Origin of the sequence: Shewanella sp. SM101 (assembly GCF_025654465.1) — a bacterium.
Lineage (GTDB): Bacteria > Pseudomonadota > Gammaproteobacteria > Enterobacterales > Shewanellaceae > Shewanella > Shewanella oncorhynchi.
In genome coordinates this window covers 187,011-202,726 of sequence record NZ_JAKKRH010000003.1, presented here as the reverse complement: position 1 = coordinate 202,726, position 15,716 = coordinate 187,011, and the positions used below count along the sequence as shown (strand labels likewise).

The window sequence follows — 15,716 nt, the reverse complement described above, 5'->3', positions numbered from 1 at the left end:
AGGCCAGTCAGCCCATGGGTTAAATAGGCGGTGACCCAGCGATTGACACTGGTTCTACTGACCTTAAGCATGCTTGCGATGGCGGTACGAGAATGACCTTCAGTGAAATGGAGTAAGGCAAGATAGCGCATACGTTTGCGTGCACTTTTCTCCGATTTTACTAAGGCTGCGATGTGGGGATGATTCATATTTTGTATGATTAAAAACTGATGACCAATTAGATCACATAATTAATATAATTGGTATAAGGTGAGTATATGGATTTACTACTGATCGATGATGATGAAGTTGATAGAACTGCGATCATCCGAGCACTCAGACAGTCAAAGTTGACTTTTAATGTGGTCGAAGCAAATTGTGCATTTGATGGTTTAAATCTCGCATTAGAACGTCATTTTGACGGTATTCTATTGGATTATTTATTACCCGATGCTAATGGCTTAGAAGTGTTGATCAAGCTCAATGCCATGACGCAAGATCAGACCGTAGTCGTTATGCTGAGTCGCTATGAAGATGAGAAACTGGCTCAGCGCTGTATTGAACTAGGCGCGCAGGACTTCTTGCTTAAAGATGAGGTCAACTCGCGGATACTAACCCGTGCAATTCGTTATGCGAAACAAAGATCTTCAATGGCGTTGGCGTTACGTAATAGCCACCAAAAACTAAAAGAGCTAGCTGAACACGATTCGTTGACTAAGCTGGTTAATCGCTATGGTTTTGAACTTTGTCTTAATCGAGCGATAGCAAGGGCCAAACGTTGTCACGACTATTTAGCCGTTATCTTACTCGATTTAGATGATTTTAAAGCGATCAATGACACTCTAGGCCATCAGACGGGGGATATTCTTTTAGTTAAAGTAGCCGCTCGATTAAGTGAAGTACTACGAGATGGCGACATTATTGCCCGTTTAGGTGGGGACGAATTTGTCGTGCTAGTCACTGATAATGATTATAAATATTTCCCTATGATTGTGGCTAATCGATTGTTAAAAGTGTTTGAGGACGTGTTTTGTCTCGGTGAAAACGATGTGCTTATTGGTGCCAGTATCGGCGTGGCTTTTTATAATGAAGCGGCTTCGAACAGTTCTGAGCTGATGAAATGTGCCGATATCGCTATGTATCGCGCTAAAAAAATGGGCCGAAACCAGATTCAGTTTTACTCAGAAGCTTTAGATAAAGAGGTGCGTTACCGTAATCATATCGAGTCGAGTTTGCGTACTGCCTTAAAAAGAAATGAATTTAAGGTTCATTATCAAGCGCAAGTGAATGCGAAAACCCATCAGCTGGTGGGGATGGAAGCCCTTATCCGATGGCAGCATCCTGTGGATGGTATTATCGCCCCAGATCAGTTTTTACCCATAGCCGAAGAGATCGGATTAATGGAGGACATTGATGACTGGGTACTTGAGCAAGCCTGTACACAGGCATTGAGTTGGCTAACCCAATTACAGCCAACAGGGAAAGAATTCACCATTGCCGTTAACCTGTCTGCATCGCAAATTGGAAATGAGAACCTGTTTGATAAAATAGCGAGTACGCTGACTAAGACAGGACTTCCTGCTGTAGCATTAGAGCTTGAAATTACTGAAAATTGCCTTATTGAAGATCCCCATGAACATGCCAAAATGCTCGATAGAATCGCCGAGTTAGGGGTGCGTTTTGCCCTCGATGATTTTGGGACGGGTTTTTCGTCCTTAGAACATATCAAATTGTTTCCCATTAGCGTGCTGAAAATCGATAAAAGCTTTGTCGCTTCCTATGATAAGGATGATAAAGACACTCGTTTGCTCGCTGCATTACTTAACTTCGCCCATGGGTTTAATGTCATATCAGTAGCTGAGGGCGTTGAAACAATTGAGCAGGCTGAGTTTTGTACTTCTCGCCATTGTACTGTATTACAAGGTTATTTATTTTCTCGTCCCTTAGATGCAACGGAGTTTGAGGCTAAGTATATTTTGCCGCTGTTAATTTAAACGAGTTCCGAATGTGATAGGTCTTGAAGTATTTCATTAGCATAATGATTTCGTCTGGTGAGGAATATTTTCTTGCTTTACACTGAGCAATAGACAAATATCAGCCCCTTTTTCTGTCGCTGTGCTTTTGGTGCCGCAGAACGGTTTATTCACTCATGCTTAAGTTGGTCACTCAGCAATGAAAATAGGTATTTTATCCCAATTCCCCCAGTTGTATTCAACACAACGCTTAGTCGCGGCTTGCCAAAGTCGTGGACATGAAGCGGTCGTGATCAATACGCTGAATTGCTACATGAATATTAATTCTATTAAACCTAGCATTCATTATGAAGGTACTGAATTAGTTGGGTTTGATGCCATCATTCCGCGTATTCATGCTAGCGTGACTTTTTATGGTTGTGCCGTTGTACGTCAGTTTGAAATGATGGGTGTATATGCCGCGAATGATTCAATCTCCATTGCGCGTTCGCGGGACAAATTGCGGGCACTGCAACTACTTTCCCGCAAAGGGATTGGCATGCCAGTGACGGGTTTTGCCAATAAGCCAAATGATATCCCAGATCTCATCAATATGGTGGGCGGCGCTCCGTTAGTCATTAAATTACTCGAAGGCACTCAAGGGATTGGTGTCGTACTCGCTGAAACTAAAACGGCTGCTGAGAGCGTGATTGAAGCATTCTTGGGGCTCAAAGCGAATATCTTAGTACAGGAATACATTAAAGAATCCAATGGTAGTGATATTCGTTGTTTTGTTGTCGGTGACAAGGTTGTTGCTTCGATGAAGCGTCAAGGTCCCGAGGGCGATTTCCGCTCTAATCTGCATTTAGGTGGTTGTGGTGAGGTGGTAAAAATCACCTCTGTTGAGCGTAAAATGGCTATTGCCGCTGTGAAGGCGATGGGATTGGTTGTCGCGGGAGTAGATATTTTACGTTCTAACCGTGGTCCACTGATCCTTGAGGTTAATTCGGCGCCTGGCATTGAAGGGATTGAGCAAACAACAGGGATTTCAGTGACTGAGCCCATTGTTGAGTATATCGAGAAAATGGTTGCGGCCCGTAAAACAAACCGGTCAATTATTGCCTAATTGGTGATAGTGATAAAATGACGCCACTTTTTAAGGTGGCGTTTTTTATGTTTAGAGCTTATAGATCAAAACTGTAGGAATATCCGAGTACTAGTTTGGCATCATCATCGGTGAGATCGGTATCTGAGACCATAAATGACACTGTGCCTATGCTGGTATCTGCGCTGAGAGTCACGTTATAGTCGGCATAATTATCTTCGCCAAACCAAGATTGGACGACATCACCGTTTGAGTAACCATAGTGCACTGATAAACTCAGCTTTTCAGTGAGAGGTACGGATATTGTCGCGGCAAGATAACTGAGATCTTTATTATCTAAAGGATCGGCGGCCAGATCGTCACCGGCATTGATGACTTGGGAGTAAGCCAGTTCGAGCCATTTCCACGTGACAGCAGCATGGAGCTCACCAAAATCAATACTGCCCGGTGCGTCTGGATAGGCGTAGTAGAGATAGCCAAAGTCGTAGCTAATGTCTTCGGTAATACTGCCGCCATAACCCGCATATAGATCAAGCTCGTAGCTAGTATCATCACCAAAATCCACATTCGATGCCCAAGTTCCCGCATAAAATCCAGAATCGTGGCTGTAGTCAAGACCACCTTGGATTGCGACCGCATCTTTAGTTTGGGTCGCACCGCGCCATAGATAATTAGAGGTACCGCCAATGTTGCCTGATACGGCTGCAAAGGCGTTGCCTGCCAGTAACATTCCCGTCGATAAGGCCAAAACGCTGTACAGTGATTTCTTCATGCTCATCCCCTCGATTGACTTATTTATCGATTCACCATTGGCACACTCAAAGTCAGCTGTGGTCATTAGTGCATCTTGGTTTTTTTCTAAGGAAGGATTTGCTAATCACATGCCACTATTACAATGCCATGTAAAACAAGGTATTAGAACTCGCAATGTTAATGAAATGTTTTTATTTGCCAGTTTGTGGGGCAGAGGCGCACTTTTGTTGTGCAAAAAAATATTCAGTGCTTCACTGGGATTGGGCAAAAAAAACGCCTCACAATGGAGGCGTTGTATTGAATTTTATAACTTAGTTTACGCTGTCACGTAGGGTTTTACCCGCTTTAAACTTAGGCACTGTCGCTTCAGCAATTTGAATTTCTTTACCCGTTTGTGGGTTACGGCCAGTGCGAGCGGCACGAGTCGCTGTTTCAAAAGAACCGAAACCTACGATGGAGATTTTGTCACCATTTTTCATTGATTCGGTAATAGCTGCTTCAAAAGACTTCAATGCGCGTGCTGCTTCTACTTTCGTTAGATCGGCATTTTCTGCAATTTTGGCGATTAGTTCAGTTTTGTTCATTTTTATTGTCTCTTCTTTCCGTAGATTTATTTGAAATAAGCGTGCCTAACATGCCATAAGGTTTAGCACTTGGAAAGCCTTTTGCGTCTAGCGTGCAGCAGGATGTTCAGTAAAGCGCAGAATATTTACTCAGTTCGTGACTTAAGTTTTATTCTGGTTTTATTCTTCTAACAGTTGATAGAGTAATTTTTTAACAAGTTTGGGTTCAAAGGGTTTGTCACATAAGGCATTTACACCCGCTTGGGACACATTGCTGAGGTGGGTATCGTTGGCTTCGGAAGACACCATCAAGATGGGAATGTGCGATTGTTGGCTTTCATTGCGGATAAATTGTGTCAAAGCTAGCCCATCTACACTCGGCATATTGTAATCAGTGATCACTAAGTCGAACATATTGTGTTTCATTAACGCTATGGCTTGCGCGCCATCCTCGGCCTCGGTAATCAGCTTCATCCCTAAGTTACCAATCGTACGTTTAATGACGTTTCTTGCCATACGGCTATCATCGACCACTAATACACGCACATCTTGTACATCGAAATTACTGAGGTCGAGTTCATCGTGGCTGAGTAAATCAATCGTGGCATTCAATGCTGTACCTAAATGGTCGGCACTGAAGGGTTTAGGTAGAATCGCTACTACACCCGATTGGCGGAATATTTCAAGTTGCTCACGGCGGCACTCACTCGAGACCAGCATAAATTGGATATCTTTGCAGTCAGCGTTGGCCCTTAAGTAGCCCAAGAGATCGATGGCAGTGCCATCATCGAAATGCATGGCGCTCGCAATAAGGTCAGGTTTATGGCGAGCAATAATATCTTTAGCCGCTTCTATGTTTTCTGCGGTTTGAATGCTGAGAATGCCTTCTTGTTGTAAGCGCTGAATAATAATTCGACGCTGTGTCTCTGAAGGTTCTACCAAAAGAATGGAAAGTTCGCTGGGCGATAAATGGCTCATAGTTTACTTCAAGTTAAGAGTCGTAAGTATTTTACTGGGTCGCTAAGCTACGCTATTGATAACAGCTTAGCAACAAAGTCCATTACTGAGTTTGGCGGGTCAAATAGTGTCTCGTGACCTTAGAAAATGCGATCCAATACTGCACGAGTAAAATAACAATAATGCTCACTGTGAGTGGCAACATAGGAATGTTGTGGCCAGAAACAACCACTTTTACATCCTCAGGGGTAATGCGATAGGCAATAATTGCTGTAATCCCCAGAGCCGAGAATCCTAAGGTTTGCATGCCAATATAAATCTTCAACACTAAGCTAGACCACGGCGCGCGTATGAGTATGCCAACGAGCACGGGGAGGACACCTAGGGTGAATACATCTAGGGATTGAGTCATCACAGTACGCCAAAGTGCAGCAATGCTGAAGAGGCAATATAACGTGATCAGTAGTATAAGACGTTTAGGCATAGATTGAAGTGCACACCAGTAGCAAAGAAGATGAGCAAGTGTAGGAAATGCCCTAATCCGAGTCCAGTATAACCGTAATATCGTGTAGAATATGCCTTTTTGCTAGAGGCTCTAATAGGTGACGTTTATGACAGAAGTTGAGTTTTGGGGTTTAGTCACGCGAACGGAAGCGGCACAATCACAGGAGTCTTTGACTCAAGCACTGAAGCAGAAACTTGCCGAATTGAGTAATGAAGAGTTAAAAGCTTTCGATAAAATCTTTGGTCAGCAGATGCGCCGTAGTTATTTGTGGTCTGTTTGGGGGGCGGCTTACATTATTACGGGCTGTGATTCTGAATATGCTTTTGCCGAGTTTAGGTGTTTTTTGATTTCACTCGGTAAAGAAATTTTCGAAGGTGTGGTTAATCAGCCTGACACTTTAGCACGTTTAGTCGCTTGGCCAGAGCGAGATGCCTATGCTTACCCTTTTGTAGATGAATACGACCTTATCGCAGGGCAATTATACGAAGATAGAACCGGTGAGGAACTGCCCTTTATGCCATCGGGCAAGGCGACGCCCGTGGGTAAAAAATTTAGCACTAAGCCCAAGGATTTAAAGCTGCAATACCCTGAGCTCAGCGCCCGTTTTCCATTTTAATCTTGGCAATACCTTACGAGCGTAAGCAAGCGTTGGTAGTGACATCGAAGGTCATGCCGTATTTAGGGCAGATGTCGCTCATAAACTCATGTTCTTGCGCGGTTAATTGTTGACTAAAATCTTGCTTAAGCTGCTCTGTCATTTGATGTTCAGCCGCATTTTGCATCTGAGCCAATTTGCTCAAATGAGTGTTAACTGCCTGTTGCTGGCTGATGGTCAATGGCGCAGCTTGGCTTGAAATACTTACGCTAGTTCCGATTGTCAGCAGTGCCAATAAAGCGAGTTTTCGTGAATATGGGTTGAATAGATAAGCCGTTTTTAGGTTCATAGGTAAGCTCCAAGTTAAAAATTACGTTTAACACGTTAGTTCTAAATCGTGCATCCTTAGACGGTAAAGAAAACGAGTTGTACTGTGAGGAGCTGAGTTTATTGTATAAATATTGAACCTATGCTGAATGGTTAGTTAGTGCTCATTCTTCATTTCTTCGCATTGAAATCCTTGCTTACGGGTATCGAACTGGCACATAGATCCACATTCCCAAGGCACATTGTCGTAGAAGGCAGATTGTTCGCGTGCAAAATCGCGGCAAGTATTATAGCTGTCAAAGTTATCGGTTTTTTTATATTTTCCTGAATCATAGCCATGGTTGTAGATAAAGGCTGACCAAGTTTTAGGGCCAGTATTTTTGTCACTCGGGGAGATAAACCAAATCGCACTTACGACGCAGGTAAACAGGATAAGAATGAACACAGGTACAACAGGGAATTTCATTTTTTATTAAGTGGGCAATGTAAACAATAGCGGAAGGATAACGCTTTTTTTGTCGTTATGCGCGTGAAATGTTCACAAATTGATAACTATGCACTTACTTGGTGCAATTTCGATACAAAAAGATACGTATCGGTTGTGATAGTTAAATAATATTTACTTAATTATACAAAAGCTTACGACACATTTGCTGTACTTATATCAGTTTTGCGTTAAGCTCTAGTTCAGGTTAGATTTTGTACTGTGGTTCTCAGAAAGTTATCTAGGCCTTGGAGGCAAACATGAAAATTCAGTCCCTTTTACTCGCAGGTGTATTAAGTTGCAGTGCGGCTTGGGCGGCCGATGAAGCGCCTGTGGATCCCGTCACCGAAGATGGTGTGGTTAAAATTGTTTGGCAAAGTCCTAAAGATTATCGCGATATAAAATCATCAGGGGAGCTCCAATCCCGTTATGAGAAGCGCTTATTTGAGACCTTAACTGAAAACATCAATAAAGAAGCCGCGAAGATTTTAAAGCCAAATCAAAAGCTTGAAATGACCATTACCGATGTTGATCTTGCGGGTGATATGCGTCCAACATTTGGTGCGACCGCCAATGATTTACGCATTATCAAAGACATTTATCCGCCGCGTATGACTTTTTCTTATCAAGTCATGGAAAACGATAAAGTGATTATCGCGGGCGATGAAAAACTGTCGAATATGGGGTTCATGGATGGGATCCAATCTTTAAATGATAAACCTTTTATGTATGAAACCAAAATGTTAACCGAGTGGTTAAAGAAGACGATTGCCCCACAACTTTAATGACTCATATCGGTTGCTAATGCTGAGGATTTAAGTTGTTTAGCTATGCCGTTAGGGCCTGAGTGTCGATAATTAGATGATTTTCTAACAGGTAAAATCCGTTATTTGCGGATTTTGCCTGTTTTTTTGCCCTAGCGCTTAAGGTCGATAGACTATGTTCATGGGCGTTAAAGGTGAGTGCGGGGGGTAAAATGCCTACACACAGACTGATCAATTGATGGTAACAGGCTTCACCTTTTCTATCGTCGGCGAGCATTTCTTGGGCCAGCCAATGCTCGGCGCTATAAAACAAATGCTTATGGGTTTCAAAATCCGCTAGAATTCGCTGGCAACGGCTGATCATATGCTCACAGGTGCTGATAATGACAAAGTCATCGCCGCCGACATGGCCAACAAAGCAATTGTCGCTTTTATACTTCAGTAACAGATTCGCCACTTCACAAATCACTTCATCGCCACGGCAAAATCCATAAATATCGTTATAAGGCTTAAAGTTACACAGATCAAAATAGGCTAGATAAAAATGTTTCTTTTGGATCTTAAGGCGTTTTAATTCCTCTTGAATGGGCACATTACCCGGCAAGTCTGTAAGAGGATTTGCATGGCGCGCCATCTTAATTCTGTGCTCTGTGATCCTTTGTAGCAAATCCTTGGTATGGCCTATGCCGAGTAGTTTTCCACGGCGAAGGATAATGAACTGTTGCGCTACCGTATTAGCACTCTCTGAGGTCAGTAATTGACTTACGGTGGATAACGGTTCGTTGGCCTCAATCTGGATGACTTGCGGGTCCATCACTTCACTCACAGCATGATTTTCATGTAAGGCGCGACCATAGGGTGTGCTGAAGAGTTCAAGTAAGGTCGCGCGGCTGATAATACCGAGTGGCAACTGGTTATCGACCACTACAACCGCCTGTAATGCAGGTTGCGAGATAAAGGTGTCACTTAAAAATTTGAGTTTAAGTGTAGGCACTACGGTTATGGCGCTCGTGCACAGGCTCTCGGCCGATTCGCTGTATCTAGGTTGAATTTGAGTATTGCTTGGCACTAAGGTCGCTTTCATCGCGCGGCAGGGGAGTACTTCTGGACGGCCGAGTAAGTAGCCTTGGCAATAGACGATACCCAGTTGTTTGAGTACGGCTAATTCCTCTTGCGTTTCAATTCCTTCGGCTATCACTTTGCAGGTTAAACTTTGGCATAACTCCACAATCGAGCGGACAAATTCCTGTTTGACGGGAGTCGAATCAATCTGATGGATAAAGTGACGGTCGATTTTGACATAGTCGGGTGACAATTCTGACCAGAGTCTCAGACCCGAATAACCTGCACCTAAGTCATCGATCGCTGTTAAAAAACCTTGGCTACGATAGTGATTCAAGCAGGATTTGAGTAAATCGATATCATCGGCGGGATATTGCTCTGAAAGTTCAATCACAACCTGTGATGGCGCTATGCCGAGTTGTTGCAGCAGTTGTAAGGTCATGCCCTTGGGGTGGGCAGGATCTAATAATGCCTTGGGCGAGATATTGATAAACAGCTTGCCTTGAAACTGACGCAACTTAAATTGCTCGAGTGAAATACGGCGACAAAGGGTTTCTAGCTCGCTTAATTTACCTTGATGTTCGGCGGTCTGAAATAGCGGGACTGGGGAGTATAACGGGCTGTGTTCAGGGCCACGGCTTAACGCCTCAAAACCATGAATTTTATGTTCTAATATATTGAAAATTGGCTGAAATAAGGGACTGATTGCCGCTTTAGAGATTATTTTATCGAGCTCTTTAGCCAGATCTAAACTTGTCATTACGTCAGCCCCTTCGTCTATGTGAGCGGAGTCTATGACTTAGAAATGACAAAATGATGACAGTTTTGGGGAAGCTTAGTGCTATCTATCTGTGTTGGTGGGCTTGATTAGATATACCATGGAAAGAGCTGAAATCTAAGGTGAGTTCCAGCTCCTAATCTCGGTTTAGCTTTGCTTCTTAAAGGCCTGCAATGTTTGCAGTAATGCGCCTAACTGACGCACATAGGTTTCGAGTTCTTTAGGATCGAGCGTTTGATGTCCTTCCATGCGAGTTAAGTCATCGACCAACTCTTGCACATAGGGCAGAAAGCGATTACTCGAAGCGATAAAACCTTGTTCTGCCGTGAATATGCTGGTGAAGTTTCCATGGCCAGCTTTCTTTAGTTCATCTAACTTAGCGTCGGCGTCTATGGCTTGGCGATAGGCGATTTGAAGATTTTCTTTCAGTTGCTCTATAACCTTGGTATGTGGCATAACAGCGTCTCATTGCAAAATTTGCAGGAATTATAAGGGGCAAAGGATATGGCAACAAGCCAATGGCGACTAATTGCATCAATCTGTTTTCTGGCGTTAGCGGGTTTGAGCACGAAAGTGGCGGGTGCAGAAACCGATAAACCACCATTTTATCAAGTGCAATGGCAAGGCAAGAGCGCGTATTTGCTGGGTTCGATTCATATTGGACGTGCCGACTTTTATCCTTTACCCACCCAAATTGAAATCGCGTTGGGTAAAGCTAAGGGCTTAGTCGTAGAAGTCGATATCAATAAAGTCGATAGCACAGCCTTACTGCAGCAATACGGCCGCGCCGATAAAGCCAAAGGTTTAGATTGGCAGAGCCGAGATAAACAAACAGTTGAGAGCATGACGCCTTACTGCGCGGCCACGGCAAATGTTTGTCAGTCGATACAATCTTTTGCACCTTGGCTGCAGGCTACTCAAGTTAACTTATTGCGTTATAACGACTTAGGTTACAGCACGGATTATGGCGTTGATATGCAGTTGATGGCTCGATATGCGACTTTGCCTGTGTATCCGTTGGAAACCGCCGAGTCACAATTTCAATTGTTAGCGTCTTTTAATAGCCAAGAGCAGTGGTCTATGGTGCGTGAGGCGATTAGCGCATCGGATGCGGAGCTTTTATCGTTAATAACGGCTTGGCGTTCAGGTAATGAAACTGAGCTTGATTCCATAATGCAGGAGCAAATGGGCGGCGAGGGCGACACTAAAATGCTAGAGAAAATCCTCTGGCAGCGAAACCATGTGATGGCCGATGGCATTATAAAATTAATGGGCTCGACTGATGTGACTTCACCTTTGTTTGTGGTGGTTGGTGCTGGCCATGTGGTAGGGGATAAAAGCGTGGTGCAATTGCTAGAGCAAGCAGGCGCCAAAGTGAGCGCCTGCTGGAAACAGACTTGTCAGTAATCGTTTAGGTCGCTGCGCTTAGAGCGACGCGCATTTAACCTGCAGGACTCTGCCCTAAAAAATGCACATATCGGCCGAGGGAAATATAGGGTTCGCGTTGCGAGTACTCCAGCTCCATTTGTAGCAGCTTTTGATAGTCGAAATCCGCGGGCTGACTCTTTTTCAAATAGTCGTGGATTACACGCACGCCAGACTGGCTGATGAGCGACATTCGCCACTCGCTAAACCAATCTTTAACTTCTTGAATATAAAGCGGATGAGTGGGCGTTAGTCGCACTTTCTTCTTCACTTTTAAATCAGCGGCGACGTAATCGAAATTGCCCGACACTAAAGCATGAAAGCGCATGGCTTCTTTGTTGTAAAACATCAAAGAGAATAATCCGCCGGGTTTTAGCATAGTAAGTAAACCCGCTACAGTGGGCTTAGCATCCGTTAACCACTCAACGACCGCATGACACAGTATGATATCGAAATAGCCATGGTTATCGACCGATAATGCTTGGATAGGCGCATGGATAAGCTGGATAGCTAATGGTTCAGGTGAGGCATCAATTTGTTCTTTGGCTTGAGCCAGCATCTCAGCAGAGATGTCGCAGAGTACAACTTCGTGGCCGAGGCGCGCTAATCTTTGGCTAAAGTAACCAAAACCACCGCCCGCATCTAATACTCTGAGTTTTTTATCCCCCAGTTTTGCCAGCGCGGGGACGAGGTCGCGCCATAGCACTGCGGCACGAATTTCGCCCTTGGGCGTGCCATAGATGTTTTTCGCAAATTTTTGCGCGAGCTTATCAAAATTCTTATCTTGCACGTGATAACTAGGTTAAAGAGAGTGGAACGATAGTGTGACACAGTCGTAAATTTTTCGCACTCTGGAGATGTTATTGCCGAGTTGAGATGGATAAATTTGCATCGTTAATTCTTAATGTATTGATTTTATTAGTAGTAATTATTCCTACTAAACTTAGGGATACACAGAACTCAGTGCTCTGGGTTATAATCACGCCGTTTTCGCCAAACCTGACTCTATATACCCAAGCGACCTGAAGATACGAGTTTCAGAGCGCCTAGGGTGCTTCAATTCAAGGCGCATCAATGACAGAATGTCGGCCACCTTTTGAATTGATGCAACACGGAAGTGAAGTGCCCTAGGCGCTCCGTCCCGGCGGGTTTTAACGCACTTTATGCTGTGTTGGTTATTTTGAACTTAGTCCACTAGGTCCGCAAATAACCGCAATCGCCATGGATGGCGTGAATGCCATTTATGCAGGAGCAATAAAGGGCCTTGCCTAAAGTGCGTTAAATTCCCGCTGAATCCTGCATTTTCAGGTTGTTTGGGTATAGTTGTCCATTCGGAGAGTCAGCATCAGCCCTTATTAAGACGCAGCACTGCCTGTTTTACACTCGTTATCAGCTTGATTGATCAGACGTTACTCGTCTGTGCGGGGTAATTTATGGCAATGTATTTTTGTGCCAAGGGATAGTTAATTAAAAGGTACTCAGACTTGAATAATGCATATTGTGTTGAATTGAACGCGATGCCGTCGCTGTTTTCTCTTTATCGCAAGATCTTCTTTGGCCGTAAGCCTGGTTGGGATCAACAGCCGTTGCCCCAAATCAAGGTGACCGCGCCGCATGTGACTGTGTCTGAAGCTAAAGTAAGCCAATATGCGCAGGTGTGTGGTTTTCAATTTGACGGTAAAGTTCTACCGCCAACCTATCTCTACGTGATGGCATTTCGCCTGCATGCGGTGATCTTTACCCACGATGGGATCACTTTCCCACTGCTTGGGATGATCCACCTTAAGAACCGCATTCAAGTGTATCGGCCTGTGACGGTGGACGAGACTTTCTCCCTCGAGTGCGCTTTGACCACGAGCCGCGAGACGGATTCTGGCTTAGAGTTTGAATTTGTGTCTAAGGCGTTTGTGGGTGAAGAACTCGTCTGGGAATCGCTATCCACCTATTTATATCGTATCGATGTTGCTGGACGTCGCGTTCGTCCACCTAAAGCCATTGATATGGCATGGGAAACACCACAAAGCTGGAGTTTGAGTGAAGATTTAGGTCGTCGTTATGCTAAGGCATCTGGCGACTATAACTTGATCCATCTGCATCCAGTGCTTTCAAAGCGTTTTGGCTTTGATCGAGTGCTCGCCCATGGCATGTGGTCTAAGGCCCGTTGTTTAGCAGAGTTGATGCCAAGTATTGGCGATCGTCCATTCACTGTGGATGTGACCTTTAAGCTGCCACTGTTGATGCCTGCCGATGTTGGATTTGGCTATGAGCAGAATGCTAATAATATGGTATTTGAATTACGTGACAGCAAAGGCCGTCGCCCCCATTTAAGTGGCGATGTGCAGTTTTAAGCCGCACTCAATAATACATACAACCACGGCGCCTTCTGGCGCCGTTGTTGTTTATGGTTGTTGCTTTTGAGAAATAAAAATCAAGGTACGCTGTGACCCATAGATGCCTGCCAGATACTGAACCATTGCTGGCGATCGAGCTGGATCTCATTGGCGGCGACGGCGCTCTTGAGCCGTTCGAACGCAGGGCAGATTATTTGATGCAGATTAAGGAATTGCTCATTAACCCTTTCGACGGCTATATATCTTAAAGCCAATCACCTAATATCCGCCCTATTCAATGAGTGTTGTTAGTTGAACTCTCATACTAAACCAGAGTGTATCTGAAAGGGAGAAACCGACGCATGCTGACAGATATGGATATTTCGAATCGCGCTAGCCTAAAAGACATTAATGAACTGGGCGTCGACTTAGGTCTATTACCCGAAGAGATGATGCAATTTGGTCACACTAAAGCCAAGGTTGAGCTCAGTGTGTTGCAGCGTTTGGCTGGGCAGCGCAAAGGCAAATTGATTATCGTCACCGCAGTCACGCCTACGCCTCACGGTGAAGGTAAAACAGTGACGAGCATTGGCTTAACGCAATCGTTAAATGCCATAGGCAAAAAGGCCTGTGCCTGTATTCGCCAGCCCAGCATGGGGCCTGTATTTGGGGTAAAAGGTGGCGCTGCGGGTGGCGGTTATGCGCAAGTGGTGCCCATGCAGGAGATGAATTTGCATCTCACGGGTGATATTCATGCCGTCAGCAGTGCCCACAATTTAGGGGCAGCGGCGATTGCGGCGCGGCTATTTCATGAAGCGCGCTTAGGTAAGGCGGAATTTGAGGCGCAATCTGGGCAAGCGTTTTTGGATATCGATCCCAGTGAGATCCGTTGGCACCGAGTGGTCGATCACAACGATCGCTGTCTTAGGCAAATCCAGGTGGGCTTAGGCGATAATAATGGCCCAGAGTACGCCTCCAGTTTTGATATCACCGCCGCCTCTGAGTTAATGGCGATTTTAGCCTTAAGTCATAATTTGGCGGATATGCGGGTACGGATCGGTCGTCTAGTGCTGGCGTTAAATACTCAAGGGCAAGTGATCACAGCCGAAGACTTAGGTGTCGCTGGCGCGATGACGGCCATCATGGCGGATGCGATAAAGCCGACGTTAATGCAGACCTTAAATGGTTCACCTTGCCTGATCCATGCGGGACCCTTTGCCAATATTGCCCACGGTAATTCATCCATTATTGCCGATGACATCGCCCTCAGACTGGCGGATTTTGTGGTGACTGAAGCTGGTTTTGGCTCAGATATGGGCTTTGAAAAGTTCTGTAATATCAAGGTGCGTCAATCGGGTCAGGTGCCCGCTGCCGCTGTGCTGGTCACTACTTTAAAAGCGCTGAAGGCCAATAGTGATTTAGTGTCTGAGTCAGATATCAATCTACCAGATCAGGCTCGACTCGAAGCAGGCTTTGCAAATTTAAACTGGCATATCAATAATGTGGCTCGCTATGGTATTCCTGTGGTGGTTGCCATTAACCGTTTCGCCACTGACACTGATGCCGAGTTGCAATGGCTAACTGAAGCCGTCAACGCGAGCAGCGCCTTTGGCTGTGAGGTCAGCGATGCTTTTAGCCAAGGGGAGGCGGGCGCTGTCGCCTTAGCGCAGACAGTGGTTCGCGCCGCTGAAACCGAGAGTCAGTTCAAGCTGTTATATTCAGATGAAGCCTCATTGGAGGCTAAGTTATCCACCTTAGCCGAGGTGGGGTATGGCGCAGCGGGCGTTAGCCTTTCTATCGAGGCCAAACAACAGGCGCAGCAGCTGACCGTATTAGGTTATGGGCATTTGCCCCTGTGTATGGCCAAAACGCCGTTATCAATTAGTCACGATCCTAGCTTAAAGGGCGTTCCTCAGGACTTTGAGATCCCAGTGCGGGATTTAGTCTTGCATGCTGGTGCGGGGTTTATCACCGCCTTGGTGGGGAATGTGATGACTATGCCAGGACTTGGGCTGAAACCGGGTTACTTAAAAATTGATATTGATGTGCAAGGTGAGATAGTCGGCTTAGGCTAACACTGATGCAGAGATTGATAGGCCAGAGATAAAAATAAGGGCGAGCTCATTGCAACGCCCTT

General features: G+C 45.0%; 17 protein-coding genes and 1 pseudogene. 7 read left to right on the top strand and 11 right to left on the bottom strand.

All coding sequences use genetic code 11. From position 1 onward, the window contains the following. On the bottom strand, window positions 1-188 hold a 188-nt coding region (locus tag L5M38_RS03060; protein WP_263177467.1), incomplete at its 3' end, for a helix-turn-helix domain-containing protein. A gap of 69 nt (window positions 189-257) precedes the next feature. Between L5M38_RS03060 and L5M38_RS03055 the strand changes: the two genes are divergently transcribed. Next, complete coding sequence (locus L5M38_RS03055; protein WP_263178311.1) at window positions 258-1,973, top strand: putative bifunctional diguanylate cyclase/phosphodiesterase; 1,716 nt, start codon at window positions 258-260, stop codon at window positions 1,971-1,973. 178 nt (window positions 1,974-2,151) lie between these two features. Next, window positions 2,152-3,057 (top strand): 30S ribosomal protein S6--L-glutamate ligase, encoded by a 906-nt coding sequence (gene rimK / locus L5M38_RS03050; RefSeq protein ID WP_113939182.1) that lies wholly within the window; start codon window positions 2,152-2,154, stop codon window positions 3,055-3,057. Between the two features lie 58 nt (window positions 3,058-3,115). On the opposite strand, the gene L5M38_RS03045 is transcribed toward rimK, so the two are convergent. The 4 genes from L5M38_RS03045 to L5M38_RS03030 form a co-directional block, all read right to left on the bottom strand. Further along, window positions 3,116-3,808, bottom strand: a complete 693-nt coding sequence (locus L5M38_RS03045; protein WP_263178309.1) for a TorF family putative porin — start codon at window positions 3,806-3,808, stop codon at window positions 3,116-3,118. A 292-nt stretch (window positions 3,809-4,100) separates the two neighbouring features. Further along, on the bottom strand, window positions 4,101-4,373 hold the full coding sequence (locus L5M38_RS03040; protein ID WP_006079990.1) for an HU family DNA-binding protein: 273 nt from the start codon (window positions 4,371-4,373) through the stop codon (window positions 4,101-4,103). A 159-nt stretch (window positions 4,374-4,532) separates the two neighbouring features. Next, a complete protein-coding gene (locus L5M38_RS03035) occupies window positions 4,533-5,330 on the bottom strand; it encodes a response regulator (protein WP_105250312.1) in 798 nt (265 codons plus the stop codon). Between the two features lie 82 nt (window positions 5,331-5,412). Next, window positions 5,413-5,793, bottom strand: coding sequence for a hypothetical protein (locus L5M38_RS03030; RefSeq protein ID WP_105250311.1), 381 nt, complete (start codon window positions 5,791-5,793; stop codon window positions 5,413-5,415). Window positions 5,794-5,920: 127 nt separating this feature from the next. Here L5M38_RS03030 and L5M38_RS03025 point away from each other — a divergent pair, with 127 nt between their 5' ends. Beyond that, on the top strand, window positions 5,921-6,430 hold the full coding sequence (locus L5M38_RS03025) for a DUF4240 domain-containing protein (RefSeq protein WP_113939178.1): 510 nt from the start codon (window positions 5,921-5,923) through the stop codon (window positions 6,428-6,430). 13 nt (window positions 6,431-6,443) lie between these two features. Here the strand turns inward: L5M38_RS03025 and L5M38_RS03020 are convergent, their stop codons facing one another. Next, window positions 6,444-6,758, bottom strand: coding sequence for a hypothetical protein (locus L5M38_RS03020; protein WP_173247615.1), 315 nt, complete (start codon window positions 6,756-6,758; stop codon window positions 6,444-6,446). 135 nt (window positions 6,759-6,893) lie between these two features. Continuing rightward, complete coding sequence (locus L5M38_RS03015; protein ID WP_105250308.1) at window positions 6,894-7,202, bottom strand: hypothetical protein; 309 nt, start codon at window positions 7,200-7,202, stop codon at window positions 6,894-6,896. A 278-nt stretch (window positions 7,203-7,480) separates the two neighbouring features. Between L5M38_RS03015 and L5M38_RS03010 the strand changes: the two genes are divergently transcribed. After that, window positions 7,481-8,005 (top strand): DUF3016 domain-containing protein, encoded by a 525-nt coding sequence (locus tag L5M38_RS03010; RefSeq protein WP_131523944.1) that lies wholly within the window; start codon window positions 7,481-7,483, stop codon window positions 8,003-8,005. Between the two features lie 43 nt (window positions 8,006-8,048). Here the strand turns inward: L5M38_RS03010 and L5M38_RS03005 are convergent, their stop codons facing one another. Next, the gene (locus L5M38_RS03005; protein ID WP_131523945.1) at window positions 8,049-9,806 is read right to left on the bottom strand and encodes a GGDEF domain-containing protein; all 1,758 of its coding nucleotides are present in this window, start codon (window positions 9,804-9,806) and stop codon (window positions 8,049-8,051) included. Window positions 9,807-9,971: 165 nt separating this feature from the next. After that, complete coding sequence (locus L5M38_RS03000; RefSeq protein WP_263178306.1) at window positions 9,972-10,280, bottom strand: prephenate dehydrogenase; 309 nt, start codon at window positions 10,278-10,280, stop codon at window positions 9,972-9,974. A gap of 48 nt (window positions 10,281-10,328) precedes the next feature. Between L5M38_RS03000 and L5M38_RS02995 the strand changes: the two genes are divergently transcribed. Next, window positions 10,329-11,231, top strand: a complete 903-nt coding sequence (locus tag L5M38_RS02995; protein ID WP_263178304.1) for a TraB/GumN family protein — start codon at window positions 10,329-10,331, stop codon at window positions 11,229-11,231. A gap of 34 nt (window positions 11,232-11,265) precedes the next feature. Here the strand turns inward: L5M38_RS02995 and L5M38_RS02990 are convergent, their stop codons facing one another. Beyond that, the gene (locus L5M38_RS02990) at window positions 11,266-12,039 is read right to left on the bottom strand and encodes a methyltransferase domain-containing protein (protein WP_263178301.1); all 774 of its coding nucleotides are present in this window, start codon (window positions 12,037-12,039) and stop codon (window positions 11,266-11,268) included. Window positions 12,040-12,766: 727 nt separating this feature from the next. Between L5M38_RS02990 and L5M38_RS02985 the strand changes: the two genes are divergently transcribed. Next, window positions 12,767-13,597 (top strand): MaoC/PaaZ C-terminal domain-containing protein, encoded by an 831-nt coding sequence (locus L5M38_RS02985; protein ID WP_081729006.1) that lies wholly within the window; start codon window positions 12,767-12,769, stop codon window positions 13,595-13,597. 80 nt (window positions 13,598-13,677) lie between these two features. On the opposite strand, the pseudogene L5M38_RS24560 reads toward L5M38_RS02985, so the two are convergent. Next, window positions 13,678-13,776: pseudogene (locus L5M38_RS24560) on the bottom strand (oxidoreductase); the annotation flags it as partial. A 165-nt stretch (window positions 13,777-13,941) separates the two neighbouring features. Between L5M38_RS24560 and L5M38_RS02975 the strand changes: the two are divergent. Then, the gene (locus L5M38_RS02975; protein WP_263178299.1) at window positions 13,942-15,654 is read left to right on the top strand and encodes a formate--tetrahydrofolate ligase; all 1,713 of its coding nucleotides are present in this window, start codon (window positions 13,942-13,944) and stop codon (window positions 15,652-15,654) included. Window positions 15,655-15,716: the final 62 nt, after the last annotated feature.